The sequence below is a fragment of the Dickeya poaceiphila genome, assembly GCF_007858975.2.
GTDB classification, from domain to species: domain Bacteria; phylum Pseudomonadota; class Gammaproteobacteria; order Enterobacterales; family Enterobacteriaceae; genus Dickeya; species Dickeya poaceiphila.
In genome coordinates, this window is sequence record NZ_CP042220.2 from 898,968 (window position 1) to 916,798 (window position 17,831).

The window sequence follows — 17,831 nt, forward strand, 5'->3', positions numbered from 1 at the left end:
GAGCACATGAACAGTACGCAAGATACCCCCGTCATTACCGGCATGAAAGTCATCCCCGTCGCGGGTTATGACAGCATGTTGCTCAATATTGGCGGTGCTCACGGGGCCTATTTCACCCGCAATATCGTGATGTTGACAGATAACGCCGGCCACACCGGCGTGGGAGAGGCGCCGGGCGGCGAGGTGATTTACAACACGCTGACGGCGGCGATCCCTCAGGTGGTAGGGGCACAGGTGGCGCGTATGAACCATCTGGTACATCAGGTTCACAAAGGCAACCAGTCTTCGGATTTCGACTCGTTCGGCAAAGGCGCCTGGACATTCGAATTGCGGGTCAACGCTGTCGCCGCATTGGAAGCCGCCCTGCTGGACTTGCTGGGGCAGCACCTGAATGTGCCTGTCGCCGAATTGCTGGGGCCGGGTAAACAGCGTGATGAAGTCACGGTACTGGGCTACCTGTTCTATATCGGCGATCGTACTAAAACCGATTTGCCTTATCTGGAAGGCGAACAGGGTAAACACCCGTGGTATCACCTGCGTCACCAGCAGGCAATGAACAGCGATGCCGTGGTGCGACTGGCGGAAGCGGCGGCTGATCGCTACGGTTTTAAAGACTTCAAGCTGAAAGGCGGCGTGCTGCCGGGCGAACTGGAAATCGACACCGTGAAGGCGTTGAAAAAGCGCTTCCCGGATGCCCGCATCACGGTAGACCCGAACGGAGCCTGGTTGCTCGATGAAGCGATCCGCTTATGCAAAGGCCTGAACGGTGTGCTGACTTACGCCGAAGACCCCTGTGGCGCGGAGCAGGGCTTCTCTGGCCGTGAAGTGATGGCGGAATTCCGCCGTGCCACCGGGCTGCCGGTCGCCACCAACATGATTGCCACCAACTGGCGCGAGATGAACCACGCGGTGATGTTGCAGGCGGTGGATATCCCGCTGGCGGACCCGCATTTCTGGACCATGCACGGCGCGGTGCGGGTGGCGCAACTGTGTGACGAATGGGGCCTGACCTGGGGTTGTCACTCTAATAACCACTTCGACATTTCGCTGGCGATGTTCACCCATGTGGGCGCGGCGGCACCCGGCAAGCCGACCGCTATCGACACGCACTGGATCTGGCAGGAAGGACAGCACCTGACTAAAGAGCCGCTGCAAATCGTTAACGGCAACATCAAGGTGCCGGAACGGCCGGGGCTTGGCATTGAGCTGGATATGGAACAGGTAATGAAAGCCCATGAACTGCATAAGAAATTGCCGAGCGGCGCACGCAATGACGCCGCAGCGATGCAGTACCTGATCCCCGGCTGGACATTTGATCGCAAACGCCCGGTATTCGGACGTGAGTTACCTAAGAATTCAACGTTTTAACAGAAGGAAACTACCATGACGTCGCAAAGTTCCACCCCGGTTATTACCAGTATGCAGGTGATTCCTGTTGCCGGACACGACAGCATGTTGCTGAACCTCAGCGGGGCGCACGCGCCGTACTTCACCCGTAATATCGTGATACTCAAGGATAACGCGGGTCATACCGGTGTGGGGGAAATTCCTGGCGGTGAGAAAATTCGTCAGACGCTGGAAGATGCCGCTGCGCTGGTGGTCGGCAAAACGCTGGGTGAATATAAAAATGTGATGACGGCGGTACGCAACCAGTTTGCCGACCGCGATGCCTCTGGTCGTGGTCTGCAAACCTTCGACCTGCGCACCACCATTCATGTGGTGACCGGCATTGAAGCCGCGATGCTGGACTTGCTGGGGCAGTTCCTGAACGTACCGGTGGCCGCGTTGTTAGGCGATGGTCAGCAGCGTGATGCGGTAGAAATGCTCGGTTATCTGTTCTACATCGGTGATCGCAACAAAACTGACCTGCCGTACCAGAGCCAGCCGGATGAGCAATGCGACTGGTATCGCCTGCGCCACGAAGAAGCGCTGACGCCGGAAACGGTGGTGCGTCTGGCAGAAGCCGCGTACGAGAAATACGGCTTCAACGATTTCAAACTCAAAGGCGGCGTGCTGGCGGGCAGCGAAGAGGCTGAAGCGGTTACCGCGCTGGCTAAACGCTTCCCACAAGCGCGCATTACGCTCGACCCGAACGGTGCCTGGTCGCTGGAAGAGGCGATTCGTCTGGGCAAACAACTGCGTGGCGTGCTGGCTTACGCTGAGGACCCATGCGGCGCTGAGCAGGGTTTTTCTGGCCGTGAAGTGATGGCCGAGTTTCGTCGCGCCACCGGGCTGCCCACTGCCACCAACATGATCGCCACCGACTGGCGTCAGATGGGGCACACCATTTCCCTGCAATCGGTGGATATCCCGCTGGCGGACCCGCACTTCTGGACCATGCAGGGTTCGGTGCGCGTAGCACAGATGTGCCATGAATGGGGCCTGACCTGGGGTTCTCACTCCAATAACCACTTTGATATTTCACTGGCGATGTTCACCCACGTGGCTGCGGCAGCGCCGGGCCGTATTACTGCCATTGATACGCACTGGATTTGGCAGGAGGGCAACCAGCGTCTGACCAAAGCGCCGTTGCAGATTGTCGGCGGTATGGTCGAAGTACCGAAGAAACCGGGACTGGGCGTCGAGCTGGATATGGAACAGGTGATGAAGGCCCATGAGCTGTATAAAAACATGGGGCTGGGCGCACGTAACGACGCCGTTGGGATGCAGTACCTGATCCCTAACTGGACGTTTGATAACAAGCGCCCTTGTCTGGTTCGTTAATCCATCGTTGTTGGTTAATTATCGTAGGTCGTTAATGAAGAGTGCCGCTTCATCCGGGGCGGTGCGGTAAAGAGTAAGGACAAAACATGAAGACGCCACTGTTGCCTAACCCATTTCGCCAGAATTTACGCCAGGGAAACACCCTGATCGGTTGCTGGTGTGCGCTGGCTAATCCGATTTCTACCGAGGTATTGGGGCTGGCAGGGTTTGACTGGCTGGTACTGGACGGCGAGCACGCGCCGAACGACATCAACACCTTTATTCCACAACTGATGGCGCTCAAAGGCAGCCACAGTGCGCCGGTGGTGCGTCCGCCTTGTAATGAGCCGGTGATTATCAAGCGTTTGCTGGATATCGGTTTTTACAACTTCCTGATCCCTTTTGTGGAAACCGAAGAAGAGGCGGTTCGCGCCGTGGCGTCAACGCGTTATCCGCCAGCGGGTATTCGCGGCGTGTCGGTCGGTCATCGCAGCAATGCCTACGGCACCGAGCCGAACTATTTTGCCACCATTAACGACAACATCACTGTGCTGGTGCAGATAGAAACCCAGGATGGGGTGGACAATCTGGATGCGATTGCTGCGGTTGATGGCGTTGATGGCATTTTCGTCGGTCCGGGTGACCTGTCAGCGGCGTTGGGGTACCTGGGCCAGCCTAACCATCCGGAAGTGCAGAAAGTGATTCGTCACATTTTTGAACGTGCGGCTGCCCACGGCAAACCGAGTGGCATTCTGGCGCCGGTGGAAGCGGATGCCCGTCGTTATCTGGAATGGGGCGCGCGTTTTGTGGCGGTCGGTAGCGATCTGGGTGTGTTCCGCGGCGCTACGCAGGCATTGTGCGACAAATTTAAAAAGTAATTCGGATGAATCAGGGCCGCATCGGCCATCAACATATCTGACCATGTCACTGAATGGACAACGAGGTTATTGCAATGAAAATTGGTTTTATTGGACTGGGCATCATGGGAAAACCGATGAGTAAAAACCTGATTAAAGCGGGTTATTCATTGGTGGTGCTGGACAGAAATAGCGAAGCAGTTGCTGAAGTGATTGCCACGGGCGCCACCTCGGCGGCCACACCGAAAGCGGTTGCAGAACAGAGCGATATCGTCATTACCATGCTGCCGAACTCACCTCACGTGAAAGAAGTGGTGCTGGGCGAAAACGGTGTGATCGAAGGCGCACGCAAAGGTACGGTCGTTATCGACATGAGTTCCATCGCGCCGCTGGCCAGCCGTGAAATTGCTGCCGCATTGGCGGAAAAAAGCGTCGATATGCTGGACGCGCCGGTCAGCGGCGGCGAGCCGAAAGCCATCGACGGTACCTTGTCGGTGATGGTGGGCGGCGATAAAGCGGTGTTTGACCGTTGCTATGAGGTGATGAAGGCGATGGCCGGCTCGGTGGTGCACACTGGTGATATCGGCGCAGGCAACGTTACCAAGCTGGCAAATCAGGTCATTGTGGCGCTGAATATCGCTGCTATGTCCGAAGCACTGGTGCTGGCAACCAAAGCCGGCGTGAATCCGGATCTGGTATATCAGGCGATTCGTGGTGGTCTGGCAGGCAGCACCGTGCTGGATGCCAAAGCGCCGATGGTAATGGACCGCAACTTCAAACCCGGTTTCCGTATCGATCTCCACATTAAAGATTTGGCTAACGCACTGGATACCTCTCACGGCATCGGGGCACAACTGCCGCTGACCGCTGCGGTGATGGAAATGATGCAGGCGCTGAAAGCCGATGATCTGGGTGGTGCCGATCACAGTGCGCTGGCTCGTTATTATGAGAAGCTGGCGAAAGTGGAAGTCACTCGGTAGTCGATAGGGCGGCGTCGGCGTCAGGCGCATCGCCGCCCGGTTGACGGAACATTTTTGACTAGCGCCGGTTCTGCAGCGCGGGTAGTTGATGACGCGAGTCGTTTATGAAAATAGTTATCGCACCGGATTCTTACAAAGAGAGCTTATCTGCCCAGGAAGTGGCGACGCAGATTGAGGCTGGTTTCCGGGAAGTATTCCCTGAGGCCAGCTACGTAAAACTGCCGGTCGCTGATGGGGGAGAGGGAACCGTGGAGGCCATGGTGGCGGCAACCCGCGGTAAAATCATCAGAGTGAACGTCACCGGTCCGCTAGGCGATGATATCGACGCCTTTTTCGGGCTGTCAGGGGATGAAAAAACGGCGTTCATCGAAATGGCGGCTGCCAGTGGGTTGGAGCGTGTGCCGCCGCACCTGCGTAATCCGCTGTTGACCACCAGCTATGGCACCGGCGAGTTGATTCGCAGCGCGCTGGATCATGGCGTTCGCCATTGCATTATCGGCATCGGCGGTAGCGCCACCAATGATGGCGGTGCGGGGATGGTGCAGGCGCTGGGCGTACAGTTGCTGGATGACGCCAGGCAGCCGATAGGGTTTGGCGGCGCGGAGCTGGCGCGGCTGGCGCACATTGATACCTGCTCACTGGACCCACGCGTTCGGCAGTGTCGGTTTGAGGTGGCGTGCGATGTCACCAATCCGCTGACCGGCAGACTGGGGGCGTCCGCGGTATTCGGTCCGCAAAAAGGCGCGAGTGAAGCGATGGTGGAACAGCTGGATCAGGCATTGCAGCATTATGCGGGGATCATACGCCACGATTTAGACATCGATGTCGAGCAGGTGCCGGGCGCAGGCGCGGCTGGCGGCATGGGTGCGGCGTTGCTGGCGTTCTGCGGCGCGGAATTACGCCGCGGTATTGAGATTGTCACCGAGGCGTTGGGACTGGATGAACTGGTCCGGGACGCATCGCTGGTGATCACTGGCGAAGGCCGTATCGACAGCCAGACCATCCACGGCAAAGTGCCGATTGGCGTGGCGTCTGTCGCCAAACGTTACCACAAACCGGTGATCGGCATTGCCGGCAGCCTGACGGCTGATGTGGGCGTGGTACACGACCATGGGCTTGATGCCGTATTCAGCGTGCTCTATAACATCTGCTCGCTGGAGGAGGCACTGGATAACGCTGCCGACAACGTAAGAATGACGGCGCGCAATATTGCCGCCACCATCAAACTGGCGCAGGCGATGGCCTGATCAAGCTATTTTCTGTCAGCATGACGACTGTCCGTCGGCATGACGGCTGACCCACCAACCGGCAGGCGCTGCCTTTGCGTGCATCCGCCTGCCTGATGATATTGCTGGTTTTTTCATCGCCACACGGCGTTTAAGGCTGAAATTTCAGGTTTATGTTTTGAAATTTTAGGTTTATGTTTTGAAACTTCAGAGTGACGTTTCCAGCTGTTTGCGCGCCGCCTTTTCCACATTCGCTATTTCATCCAGCAATTCCAGCCATTCCGGTTCCAGCTCTTCAACTGGCAAACCTTTACGCAGCGATTGTTCGAGATAATGACAAATCTGTTTGAGGCGCGGTACGCCGCTGTAGCTGCAACTGCCATGCAGTTTGTGAATGATGTCGATCAGATTGTCCGGCGTATTACCAGCCAGCACCGCATTGACCTGCTGGCGCACATCCGGCAGAAAATCCAGCAACATCACCAGCAGGTCGCGCGCCAGATCCGGTTTGCTGGCAGCTTGCCGTAGCGCCAGGTCCCAATCCAGTGATAACGGTGAGTGCGCGATGATGGCAGGCGGTAATTCGGGCAATTCACATTGTGATTTACCGGTATGGTTGAGCAGCGTCTGACGCAGCATCTGTTCGTCAATCGGTTTGGCCAAGTAATCATCCATACCTGATTGCAGCAGGATTTCCCGTTCGCCATTCATGGTATGCGCGGTCACCGCCACGATGGGGGTGTGCGCATGTTGCGGCAACCGGCGAATATGCTCGCTGGCTTGCAGGCCGTCCATGCCGGGCATTTGAATATCCATCAGGATGATATCCAACTGGGTTTCCTGCGCACGAGCGATGGCATCAGCGCCACTCTCACACAAGATGATGTTCTCGACCTGTTCTTCCAGCAGGGTGCCAATTAACTTCAGATTGGCCGGATTATCGTCTACCGCCATCACGCTAAGTGGTAAACGATCAAGCGATACGACGGGTGACGGCGTAAGTTCGTCATCGTCCTGACTGAACAAATTGTTATCTTGCAGCATCGACAACAGCCGCGGTGCAGTGATGGGTTTGCTCAGGCTGGCATGGATGCCGAGCGCTTTTAACTGTTCCGCTTCCATCTCTGCCATGCTGGGCAGCGCCAGAATCACACAGGATGCCAGACGGCAGAAGTCACGAATCAACGGTGTGAAATCCAGCAAGGTATTGCGGTAGTGAAGCGGTACGCCGATTAGCAGGATATCGAAGGTGCGTTCCGGTAACTGCTCCGGCGTCGGGCTGTAGCTGACGGTGAGCGGCGTATGCACCAGAATATCCAGCGTCGCCTGTGCCGCCGCCGGGTTGATTTCCACGTAGGCCAGTTGTTTGCCCCGCAAGCCTTCAAAAGGATAGTCAGGTTCCAGTACATGCGGATTCAACTGCAGGGTAAGGGTGCACCAGAACGTCGTGCCCTGATTCAGCTTACTGTGGAAACTGATATCCCCGCCCATTTCCCGCACCAGCCGCTGGGTAATCACCAGCCCCAGACCGGTGCCGCCGTGTTGGCGTGAAATACTGGTATCTGCCTGACGGAACGCTTGAAACAGTTGGGTCTGTTGCGCTTCGGCGATACCAATGCCGGTATCTTTAATCTGGATTTCCAGCAGCACCTGCAGGTTTTCTTGTTTGCGTTTTTCGATGCGGATATCAATGTTGCCCTGCTCGGTAAATTTAATCGCGTTACCCAGCAGGTTAGTAATGATTTGCTGCAAACGTAGCGGATCGCCGACGAACTGTTCCGGCACGTCGTTTTGAATGTTCAGCGTCAGTTCCAGCCCTTTTTCGTGGGCGGTATGCGCCAGCAGCATAATCACTTCATCCAGCGTGTTGTGCAAAGAGAACGGGATATTCTCCAGCACCAGTTTCCCTGCCTCCAGTTTGGAAAAGTCCAGCACGTCATTGATGATGTTGAGCAGATTATTGGCGGAACGCTCAATGGTTTGCAGATAATCTTTCTGAGTGGTCGTCAGTTGGGTTTTCAGCGTCTGGCGGGTGAAACCAATGACGCCGTTAAGCGGCGTGCGCAGTTCGTGGGACATATTGGCCAGAAACTCGGATTTGATGCGTGCGGCTTCCTGCGCCCGCTTTTTAGCCAGATCCAACTCGACGTTCTGGATCTCCATCTGTTCCAACGTTTCGCGCAGGTCATACGTCGCCTGATCGATGTTTTGCTGCATCTCCTCGTGATAAGCGGTGAGCGACATCGCCATCGAGTTGATGCCGTTTTTCAGCATATCCAGCTCGCCCAGCATATGGCCTTCCACCCGGCTGTCCAGTTGGCCGCGACGGATGCGGTCCACCGTTTCCACCATGTTGCGGATGGGGATTGTCACATCGCGCATCAGGCGATAAGCCAGCAGCATCGCTACTCCCATACAACACAGCAACAGTATCGCCGCCATGAACATTTCCCGGTATTGCTGCAACCGAATAGTGGTCAAATCCAGTTCAACCGCCACATAACCCATCGGCGCCTGTCGGCTGACCAGGGTATTGGTGGTGAGCGTGCCTTCGTTTTCGATTGGCATCTGCAACACCAGCCGCTCTCCCTCGTCTTGTAGCCGTAGCGTAGTGGGCAGTGGATTGCCCGGTGCTATCTGCAACAAATGACCATCGGGGTTGTTGGGATTGCTGGTGATAATCAGTTGGTTGCGAGCATCAAATACGCTGATGGTACGCACAATACCGGAATGATGACGATGCAGAATGTTGACCAATTGGCGTAGCGAATCCGGCTGGCGCTGGGTCAAGGCGTAGGCACTGTTGATAGCCAGCGGTTTAATGATGCTGGCACCGGCGTCGGCCAACTGTTCCTGCAACTGGTTATAGCGGTGGATGACGAAAAAACTACTGAGCAGCAGCCCGATCAGCATCGTTGGGGCCAGAATCAGTATCATCATACGTGCGCGCAGACTGTATTTGGTCATGGGGTTCCAATGTGGGACAATTAAAGTCGACTATTCCATTAAATCAATGACAGCACACTTATGGCGCAATTCTACTCTCCAAACCGGCGCGTGACGACCCGGCAAACCCTTACCGTGACGGTGAATGATCTGGACCTATTCGGACAAGGCGTCGCCCGTCATCAAGGGAAAACGGTATTCATTCCCGGCGTGTTGCCAGGTGAGCAGGCCGACGTGCAGTTGACGCAAGAGAAACGCCAGTTTGCCCATGCCAGACTGCGACGCTTGCTGACGACCAGTGAAGAGCGCGTGGTGCCGCGCTGCCCCCATTTTTCCGTGTGCGGCGGTTGCCAACAGCAACACGCCAGCCAGCCATTACAGCATCGCAGCAAAGCCGCCGCGCTGAAACACCTGATGACGCGGGAAACCGGCGAAACCGTGCCGGAACCCGCGATTATCGATGGCTCGGCTTATGGCTACCGCCGTCGCGCGCGCCTTGCATTATACTATCAGGCAAAAACGCGCCGATTACAGCTGGGCTATCGGCAGGCAGGATCGCACGATTTGGTGGACATCAGCGCCTGTCCGATTCTGCGACCGGAACTGGAGGCGCTGATAGCGCCTTTGCGCGATTGCCTTGGGCAATTGCAGGCCGTACGGCGGCTCGGACACGTCGAACTGGTGCTAGCCGAGCAAGGACCAGTGGTCATTTTGCGCCATCTGGAACCGTTGCGTGACGCCGACCGACAGGCGCTGACAGCGTTTGCCGCATTGCACGGCGTGGCGCTGTTTGCAGCATCAGACGCTGATGCGCTGGAATGCCTGCACGGCGACCTGCCGTCGTATCGTGTTGCCGGGTTATCGCTGGCGTTCAGCCCACGGGATTTTATCCAGGTTAATGACGAGATCAATCAGCGGATGGTGGAGCAGGCGTTAACCTGGCTGGACGTGCAGCCGCAGGACAGGGTTCTCGATCTATTCTGTGGCATGGGCAACTTTACCCTGCCGCTGGCGCAGCGTGCTGGCAATGTGGTCGGCGTTGAAGGCGTGGCGGCGCTGGTGGATAAAGGGCAGGAGAATGCCCGGCGTAACGGGTTGACCCAGGTCACATTTTATCATCATAACCTCGAAGAGGACGTCACCCGGCAACCGTGGGCATCAATGGGATTTGATAAAGTATTACTTGATCCGGCGCGTGCCGGCGCACCGGGTGTGATGCCGCAGATTGTGAAACTGGCTCCCCGGCGGGTGGTGTATATATCCTGTAACCCCACCACCCTGGCGAGGGATAGCAAGGTGTTGATGGCCGCCGGGTATCGTCTGGAACGGCTGACCATGTTGGATATGTTTCCACATACCGGACATCTTGAGTCAATGGCACTGTTTTTGCTTGGTTCCGATGGCTCGGTAAAGTAGGGAGAAATTATGGTTGCGGTAAGAAGTGCGCATTTGAATACCGAAGGCAAGTTCGTGCCGGACGCGTGGATTGCCTCACTGGGTATCGCCAGTAAAACATCGTGCGAACGCCTCGTCGATACCTGGCGCTACTGCGAAGAAAAAACGCAAGGCCACCCGGATGCGATGCTGCTGTTGTGGCGCGGCATTGAGATGGTGGAAATCCTCTCTACCCTGAGTATGGATAACGACAGTATGCGCGCGGCGATGCTGTTCCCGCTGGCGAACGCTAATGTGGTTGATGAGGATACGCTGCGGGAAACCTTCGGCAAAAATATCGTCAATCTGGTGCATGGCGTGCGCGATATGGATGCGATTCGCCAGCTTAAAGCCACTCAGCACGACTCGATGGCGTCTGAACAGGTGGACAATATCCGCCGTATGCTGCTGGCGATGGTGGAAGACTTTCGCTGCGTGGTGATAAAGCTCGCTGAGCGTATCGCCCACCTGCGCGAAGTGAAAGACGCGCCGGAAGAGGAGCGCGTACTGGCGGCTAAAGAGTGTACCAATATCTATGCGCCGCTGGCTAACCGGCTGGGCATCGGCCAGCTGAAGTGGGAGCTGGAAGATTTTTGCTTCCGTTATCTGCACCCGGATGAGTACAAGCGCATCGCCAAACTACTGCATGAACGGCGTATCGACCGTGAGCAGTACATTGACGACTTCGTTAAAAACCTGCGCACCTCGATGGCAGCCGAGGGGCTTAAAGCCGATGTCTATGGCCGTCCCAAGCATATTTACAGCATCTGGCGCAAGATGCAGAAAAAATCGCTGTCGTTCGATGAATTGTTCGACGTACGGGCGGTACGCATCGTGGTGGATCGGTTGCAGGATTGCTACGCTGCGCTTGGGATTGTGCATACCCACTATCGTCACTTGCCGGATGAATTCGACGACTATGTCGCCAACCCCAAACCCAATGGTTATCAGTCGATTCACACCGTGGTGTTGGGACCGGGCGGCAAAACGCTGGAAATTCAGATTCGTACCCGGCAGATGCATGAAGATGCAGAACTTGGCGTTGCCGCACACTGGAAATACAAGGAAGGTGCCGCCACCAGCGGGCGTTCCGGTTACGAAGAGCGTATCGCCTGGCTGCGCAAATTGCTGGCCTGGCAGGAGGAAATGGCCGACTCGGACGAAATGCTCGACGAAGTACGCAGTCAGGTATTCGACGACCGCGTCTACGTGTTTACGCCTAAGGGCGATGTGGTGGATTTGCCGACTGGCTCCACGCCGCTGGATTTTGCTTATCACATCCACAGCGATATTGGCCACCGTTGTATCGGCGCCAAAGTGGGCGGACGTATCGTACCCTTTACCTATCAGTTGCAGATGGGCGACCAGATCGAGGTCATCACCCAGAAGCAGCCGAACCCCAGCCGTGACTGGCTGAACCCTAATCTGGGCTATATCACTACCAGCCGCGGGCGGTCAAAAATCCACAACTGGTTCCGCAAGCAGGACAGGGACAAGAATATTCTGGCGGGCAAACAGATTCTGGATGATGAACTGGCGCATCTCGGCGTGAGCCTGAAGATGGCGGAAAAACTGCTGTTGCCGCGTTACAACATCAACTCGATGGATGAATTGCTGGCGGGCATTGGCGGCGGCGATATCCGTCTCAATCAGTTAGTGAACTTCCTGCAGTCGAAGGTGAATCAGCCGAGTGCGGAAGAGCAGGATCGTGAAGCACTGCGCCAGTTGACGCAAAAGTCTCAGCAGCCGGCTCAGCGCGTCAGCGCCAAAGACAATGGCCGGGTGGTGGTAGAAGGGGTTGGCAACCTGATGCATCACATCGCGCGTTGCTGTCAGCCGATTCCGGGGGATGACATCATCGGTTTCATCACCCGTGGGCGCGGCATTTCTATTCACCGTGCCGATTGCGAACAGCTTGATGACCTGCGCAGTCACGCGCCGGAGCGGATTGTCGAAGCGGTATGGGGTGAAAGCTACTCCAGCGGCTACTCGCTGGTAGTGCGCGTTACCGCCAATGACCGCAGCGGCCTGCTGCGTGATATCACCACCATTCTGGCCAACGAAAAGGTCAATGTGTTGGGAGTATCCAGCCGCAGCGACGTGAAACAGCAACTCGCTACCATCGACATGGACATCGAAATCTACAACCTGCAGGTGTTGGGCCGGGTGCTGGCTAAGCTCAATCAACTGCCGGATGTGATTGACGCCCGGCGCTTGCAGGGCAATTGATTGATGTTGTGACCACCATTGTTGTTATCACCATTGTTGTTACCACCGTAAGGCGGGCTGGCCCCGCCTTTGCCATGTCATTAGCAGGATTATTATGAATTCATCCGCAATCGAACGGTTACTCCACATCATGCAGCAACTGCGTGACCCGCAAACCGGTTGCCCGTGGGATCGCGAACAGACGTTTGACACCATCGCCCCTTACACGCTGGAAGAAACCTACGAGGTACTCGACGCCATCAGCCGTAAGGATTTTGAAGACCTGCGTAGTGAACTGGGCGACCTGTTGTTTCAGGTGGTGTTTTATGCCCGTATGGCGCAAGAGCAAGGGCTGTTTGATTTCTCTGATGTGTGTAATGCCATCAGCGACAAGCTGGAGCGCCGTCATCCGCATATTTTTGGCGATGTTACCTTGTCTGATAGTGCGGCGGTGCTGGCTAACTGGGAGCAGACCAAGGCGCAGGAGCGGGCAGAAAAAGATCGCCATTCGCAACTGGATGATATTCCGCAGGCGCTGCCTGCGCTGATGCAGGCGCATAAAATCCAGCAGCGCTGTGCCGCGGTCGGTTTCGACTGGACTACGCTTGGTCCGGTGGTGGATAAGCTGTATGAAGAGATCGACGAGGTGATGGCCGAAGCACAGCAGGCGGTGATCGACCCGGAAAAACTGGGCGAGGAGATCGGCGATATGCTGTTTGCTGCGGTCAATCTGTCGCGTCATCTGGGGCATAAAGCGGAAACGGCGTTGCAGCAGGCAAACCGCAAGTTTACCCGCCGTTTCCAACAAGTGGAGCAACGGATTGCTGCGCAAGGCAAAACCCTGAACGACGCTACGCTTGAAGAGATGGAAGCCGCCTGGCAACAGGTAAAAGCATCAGAAAAAAAGCACTAAACATATTTTCTGAATGAAATCGTGATTTTATGCGGTTTTTATAACTATCTTTATAATTTAAAAACAGAATATCGTCTCCCGCTCAGGCGGGAGACACCTGATGAGCCGGAGCCTGTCAACGTCACAAAGGTGAAAACGATCATTTGTGGCGTCTCCCAGGTTCGGGTATACTACTTTCCCGTCTTGGTCTTTCCATCGTCCTTAAACCTAAACTTTCAGGTTCAGCATGACAACTAATTATATTTTTGTGACCGGCGGGGTCGTATCCTCTCTGGGTAAAGGCATTGCCGCAGCCTCCCTCGCGGCTATTCTCGAAGCCCGTGGCCTCAACGTGACCATCATGAAACTGGACCCGTATATCAATGTGGATCCGGGCACGATGAGCCCGACACAGCACGGTGAAGTATTCGTTACCGAAGATGGCGCCGAAACCGATCTCGACTTGGGTCACTATGAGCGCTTTATTCGTACAAAGATGACGCGCCGCAATAACTTTACCACCGGACGCATTTACTCTGACGTTCTGCGCAAGGAGCGCCGGGGCGACTATCTGGGTGCGACTATTCAGGTTATTCCACACATCACCAATGCTATTAAAGAACGTATTATCGAAGGCGGTGAAGGCCATGACGTGGTGCTGGTGGAAATCGGCGGTACGGTTGGCGACATTGAGTCGCTGCCGTTCCTTGAAGCGATTCGGCAGATGGCGGTGGAAGTGGGCCGCGAACACACCCTGTTCATGCATCTGACGCTGGTGCCTTACATGGCGGCGGCAGGCGAAGTGAAAACCAAGCCGACCCAGCACTCGGTGAAAGAACTGCTGTCTATCGGTATCCAGCCTGATGTGTTGATCTGCCGTTCCGACCGCACGGTGCCGGCTAACGAACGCGCAAAAATTGCGCTATTCTGCAACGTGCCGGAAAAAGCCGTTATCTCGCTTAAGGACATTGATTCCATTTATAAAATTCCAGCGCTATTGAAATCTCAGGGGCTTGATGATTATATTTGTAAACGATTCAGCTTGAATTGCCCGGAAGCAAACCTGTCAGAATGGGAACAGGTTATTTATGAAGAGGCCAATCCAGGCGGCGAAGTGACCATCGGCATGGTCGGCAAGTATGTAGAATTGCCGGATGCTTACAAATCAGTGATTGAAGCGCTGAAGCACGGTGGTCTGAAAAACCGTTTGACGGTTAATATCAAGCTCATTGATTCGCAGGATGTAGAAACACGCGGCGTCGATGTGCTGAAAGGGTTGGACGCGATTCTGGTGCCGGGTGGGTTTGGCTACCGCGGGGTGGAAGGGAAAATCATGGCGGTGCGCTATGCCCGCGAGAACAACATCCCGTACCTCGGCATCTGTCTGGGGATGCAGGTAGCGCTGATGGAGTTCGCTCGTCATGTCGCCGGTATGGAAGGCGCCAACTCTACCGAGTTTGTGCCAGACTGTAAGTACCCGGTGGTCGCGCTGATTACCGAATGGCGTGATGCCGACGGTAACGTCGAGGTGCGCAGCGAAGAGAGCGATCTTGGCGGTACCATGCGCGTAGGCGGGCAGCAGTGCCATCTGACTGAAGGCAGCCTGGTGCGTCAGATGTACGGTGAACCGACGATCATTGAACGTCATCGTCACCGTTATGAAGTCAACAATATGTTATTGAAACAGATTGAGGCGGCGGGATTACGTGTTGCTGGTGTTTCCGCTGATCGCAAGCTGGTAGAGATTATCGAATTCCCTGATCATCCGTGGTTTGTGGCCTGTCAGTTCCATCCGGAATTCACCTCCACGCCACGCGACGGGCACCCGCTGTTCGCCGGCTTCGTGAAAGCCGCTGGGGCGTACCAGAAACGTCAGGTGAAGTAAGGTCTTACCGGTGCCGGAGTTTTGCAGCAACGCGCGGTCCTGTGATCGCGCGTTGCTGTCTGAGGTTTTAGTTAAACTTGTGACTAGAGGAAAATCTGATGTCCAAAATCGTTAAAGTCATTGGCCGTGAAATCATCGACTCACGCGGAAACCCGACCGTTGAAGCAGAAGTTCATCTGGAAGGCGGTTTCGTTGGTTTGGCTGCTGCACCGTCAGGCGCATCCACCGGTTCCCGCGAAGCGCTGGAACTGCGTGATGGCGACAAGTCCCGTTTCCTGGGCAAAGGCGTCACCAAAGCCGTTGCTGCGGTAAACGGTCCGATTGCACAGGCTATTCTGGGTAAAGACGCTAAGGATCAGGCTGCTATCGACAAGATCATGATCGATCTCGACGGTACTGAGAATAAATCCAACTTCGGCGCCAACGCCATTCTGGCGGTTTCTCTGGCTAACGCTAAAGCGGCTGCGGCGTCAAAAGGTCTGCCGCTGTATGCCCACATCGCTGAGCTGAACGGCACCCCAGGCAAATACTCCATGCCGCTGCCGATGATGAACATCATTAACGGTGGTGAGCACGCCGACAACAACGTCGATATTCAGGAATTCATGATTCAGCCGGTTGGCGCTAAAACCGTTAAAGAAGCCATCCGTATGGGTTCTGAAGTGTTCCATCACCTGGCAAAAGTACTGAAAGCCAAAGGCATGAACACCGCTGTAGGCGACGAAGGCGGCTACGCGCCGAACCTGGGTTCCAACGCCGACGCGCTGGCGGTTATCGCTGAAGCGGTGAAAAACGCCGGTTATGTACTGGGTAAAGACGTTACTCTGGCGATGGACTGTGCGGCTTCCGAATTCTTCAACAAAGAAACCGGTAACTACGAGCTGAAAGGCGAAGGCAAAACCTTCACTTCTCAAGAGTTCACTCACTACCTGGAAGGTCTGACCAAAGAGTTCCCGATCGTGTCTATCGAAGACGGTCTGGACGAATCTGACTGGGATGGTTTTGCTTACCAGACCAACGTGCTGGGCAACAAAATCCAGCTGGTGGGTGACGACCTGTTCGTAACCAATACCAAGATCCTGAAAGAAGGTATCGAGAAAGGCATCGCCAACTCTATCCTGATCAAGTTCAACCAGATCGGTTCTCTGACTGAAACGCTGGCAGCTATCAAGATGGCGAAAGACGCGGGCTACACTGCCGTTATTTCTCACCGTTCCGGTGAAACCGAAGATGCCACCATCGCTGACCTGGCGGTAGGTACTGCGGCTGGCCAGATCAAAACCGGTTCTATGAGCCGTTCTGACCGTGTTGCTAAGTACAACCAGCTGATTCGTATCGAAGAAGCACTGGGCGACGCTGCACCGTTCAATGGTCTGAAAGAAGTGAAAGGTCAGGCTTAATCGCCTGCCACCCGGTGAGTTGACTCGCCGGAAATCACCTCTGCTATCCGGAAGCGTTCTCGCTTCCGGATTTTTTTTGCCTGTTGGGTGGGGCGTAGAGCGGTACTCTACCGTGCGGGATTCGGACGTGGCTGAATCACTTGATGTACGAATCGCCTGTAGCTTCCTGACCCATTCTCACAACCCGGACAGGCTGTAATTGACCGGTAACCAGCGATAGCCGTTGGTTTTGCCGCTGGCGTCGTGTTGTAGCGCGACGTGACCGATACCGGGGAACGGCAGGTGTGCACCCGCTACCCAGTACCCTTGTTTCACTGTTTCTTTCAGCAACGCATCGCGGGTGCGAACAGCCTGATCACTGTCGGAGTCAAACGCGATAGCGGTGTCCGGCAGCGGCATTTGCACCGCTTCGGCGTGCACGATGTCACCCCACAACAGGATTTTCTGACCATTGCTGTTTACCAGAAAAGCGGTATGTCCAGGAGTATGGCCTGGCGTAGGCACCGCGGTAATACTGGCCGGTAGCGACTGGTGATCGGTAAAGGTCTTCAGTTTGCCCGCTTCGCGGATATGGCGGAAGACTTCCTGCACCCGTTCAAACCCGGCTTTTTTGTCTTGCGGCGCTTTTTTCAGATTGTCTGGACTCAGCCAGAAGTCGGTGTCTTTCTGATTCACGTAAATCGTGGCGTTGGGATAAACCAACTGGCCGTTGCTGACCAGCCCACCGAAATGATCGGCGTGCAGATGCGTGATCAGTACGGTATCGACCTGCTCCGGTTTGTATCCAGCCGCTTTCAGGTTGGTCAGCGTCTTGCCGGTGGTTTTACCGCCCAGCGCGCCAGTGCCGCTATCGACCAGAATCAGGTTGTTGCCGGTGTTGATCAGAAACGCATTAATCGACGTTTCCACCTGTGGCTTCAGGTAGCTGGCATCCAGCAGGCTGATAATTTTCTCCCGTGGGGTACGGGTGAGCAGCTTGTCCATCGGCATCGTATTGGTGCCGTCGGACAGTGCGGTCACTTCATACTGCCCGACCATGAGGCGATAATAGCCGGGCTGAGTTTTGACCTGTGCGACAGCTTCAGCATGGGCAAACGCCGGGGCCAGAGATAATGACAAACAGAAAACAGCAACGGGTTTTAAGAACGTCATCTCACATTTCCTTATTTGAATTGAGTTATGGTTGTATGGCTTGTTGATTATTAACCGTGAGCGGCGCGGGCACAAATATTCAGCGAGTGTTCTTTTTTGCTATCGTACCCGTCGGTTTGGCATGACATCCACTATCGGCGATAATGGC

Annotated in this window: 12 protein-coding genes; 10 read left to right on the top strand and 2 right to left on the bottom strand. The window is 55.5% G+C overall.

What is annotated here, in order from left to right; genetic code table 11:
• Positions 1-6: 6 nt before the first annotated feature.
• From Dpoa569_RS03965 to Dpoa569_RS03985, 5 genes are all read left to right on the top strand, one after another.
• Positions 7-1,368: an enolase C-terminal domain-like protein gene (locus Dpoa569_RS03965; RefSeq protein WP_042872496.1), complete on the top strand. Its 1,362-nt coding sequence runs from the start codon at positions 7-9 to the stop codon at positions 1,366-1,368.
• A 15-nt stretch (positions 1,369-1,383) separates the two neighbouring features.
• Positions 1,384-2,724: a glucarate dehydratase gene (gudD, locus tag Dpoa569_RS03970; protein ID WP_042872494.1), complete on the top strand. Its 1,341-nt coding sequence runs from the start codon at positions 1,384-1,386 to the stop codon at positions 2,722-2,724.
• 86 nt (positions 2,725-2,810) lie between these two features.
• Entirely contained in the window at positions 2,811-3,581 is a 771-nt protein-coding gene (garL, locus tag Dpoa569_RS03975) for a 2-dehydro-3-deoxyglucarate aldolase (RefSeq protein WP_042872491.1), read from the top strand.
• 68 nt (positions 3,582-3,649) lie between these two features.
• Positions 3,650-4,540 carry a 2-hydroxy-3-oxopropionate reductase gene (garR, locus tag Dpoa569_RS03980; protein WP_173024017.1) on the top strand — a complete coding sequence of 297 codons (891 nt, stop codon included), beginning with the start codon at positions 3,650-3,652 and terminating at the stop codon, positions 4,538-4,540.
• Positions 4,541-4,644: 104 nt separating this feature from the next.
• A complete protein-coding gene (locus Dpoa569_RS03985; protein ID WP_042872487.1) occupies positions 4,645-5,787 on the top strand; it encodes a glycerate kinase in 1,143 nt (380 codons plus the stop codon).
• Positions 5,788-5,973: 186 nt separating this feature from the next.
• Here Dpoa569_RS03985 and barA read toward each other — a convergent pair whose 3' ends face one another.
• Positions 5,974-8,733, bottom strand: coding sequence for a two-component sensor histidine kinase BarA (gene barA, locus Dpoa569_RS03990; RefSeq protein WP_042872485.1), 2,760 nt, complete (start codon positions 8,731-8,733; stop codon positions 5,974-5,976).
• Positions 8,734-8,793: 60 nt separating this feature from the next.
• Between barA and rlmD the strand changes: the two genes are divergently transcribed.
• The 5 genes from rlmD to eno all read left to right on the top strand — a co-directional run bounded on the left by rlmD (position 8,794) and on the right by eno (position 16,531).
• The gene (rlmD, locus tag Dpoa569_RS03995) at positions 8,794-10,128 is read left to right on the top strand and encodes a 23S rRNA (uracil(1939)-C(5))-methyltransferase RlmD (protein WP_042872483.1); all 1,335 of its coding nucleotides are present in this window, start codon (positions 8,794-8,796) and stop codon (positions 10,126-10,128) included.
• 9 nt (positions 10,129-10,137) lie between these two features.
• Complete coding sequence (relA, locus tag Dpoa569_RS04000) at positions 10,138-12,375, top strand: GTP diphosphokinase (RefSeq protein WP_042872482.1); 2,238 nt, start codon at positions 10,138-10,140, stop codon at positions 12,373-12,375.
• A gap of 94 nt (positions 12,376-12,469) precedes the next feature.
• Positions 12,470-13,267 carry a nucleoside triphosphate pyrophosphohydrolase gene (gene mazG, locus Dpoa569_RS04005; RefSeq protein WP_173023991.1) on the top strand — a complete coding sequence of 266 codons (798 nt, stop codon included), beginning with the start codon at positions 12,470-12,472 and terminating at the stop codon, positions 13,265-13,267.
• A gap of 226 nt (positions 13,268-13,493) precedes the next feature.
• Positions 13,494-15,131 carry a glutamine hydrolyzing CTP synthase gene (gene pyrG, locus Dpoa569_RS04010; RefSeq protein WP_042872479.1) on the top strand — a complete coding sequence of 546 codons (1,638 nt, stop codon included), beginning with the start codon at positions 13,494-13,496 and terminating at the stop codon, positions 15,129-15,131.
• Positions 15,132-15,229: 98 nt separating this feature from the next.
• A complete protein-coding gene (gene eno / locus Dpoa569_RS04015; RefSeq protein ID WP_042872476.1) occupies positions 15,230-16,531 on the top strand; it encodes a phosphopyruvate hydratase in 1,302 nt (433 codons plus the stop codon).
• Positions 16,532-16,708: 177 nt separating this feature from the next.
• Here eno and Dpoa569_RS04020 read toward each other — a convergent pair whose 3' ends face one another.
• Positions 16,709-17,683: an MBL fold metallo-hydrolase gene (locus Dpoa569_RS04020; RefSeq protein ID WP_042872474.1), complete on the bottom strand. Its 975-nt coding sequence runs from the start codon at positions 17,681-17,683 to the stop codon at positions 16,709-16,711.
• Between the last annotated feature and the right edge of the window lie 148 nt (positions 17,684-17,831).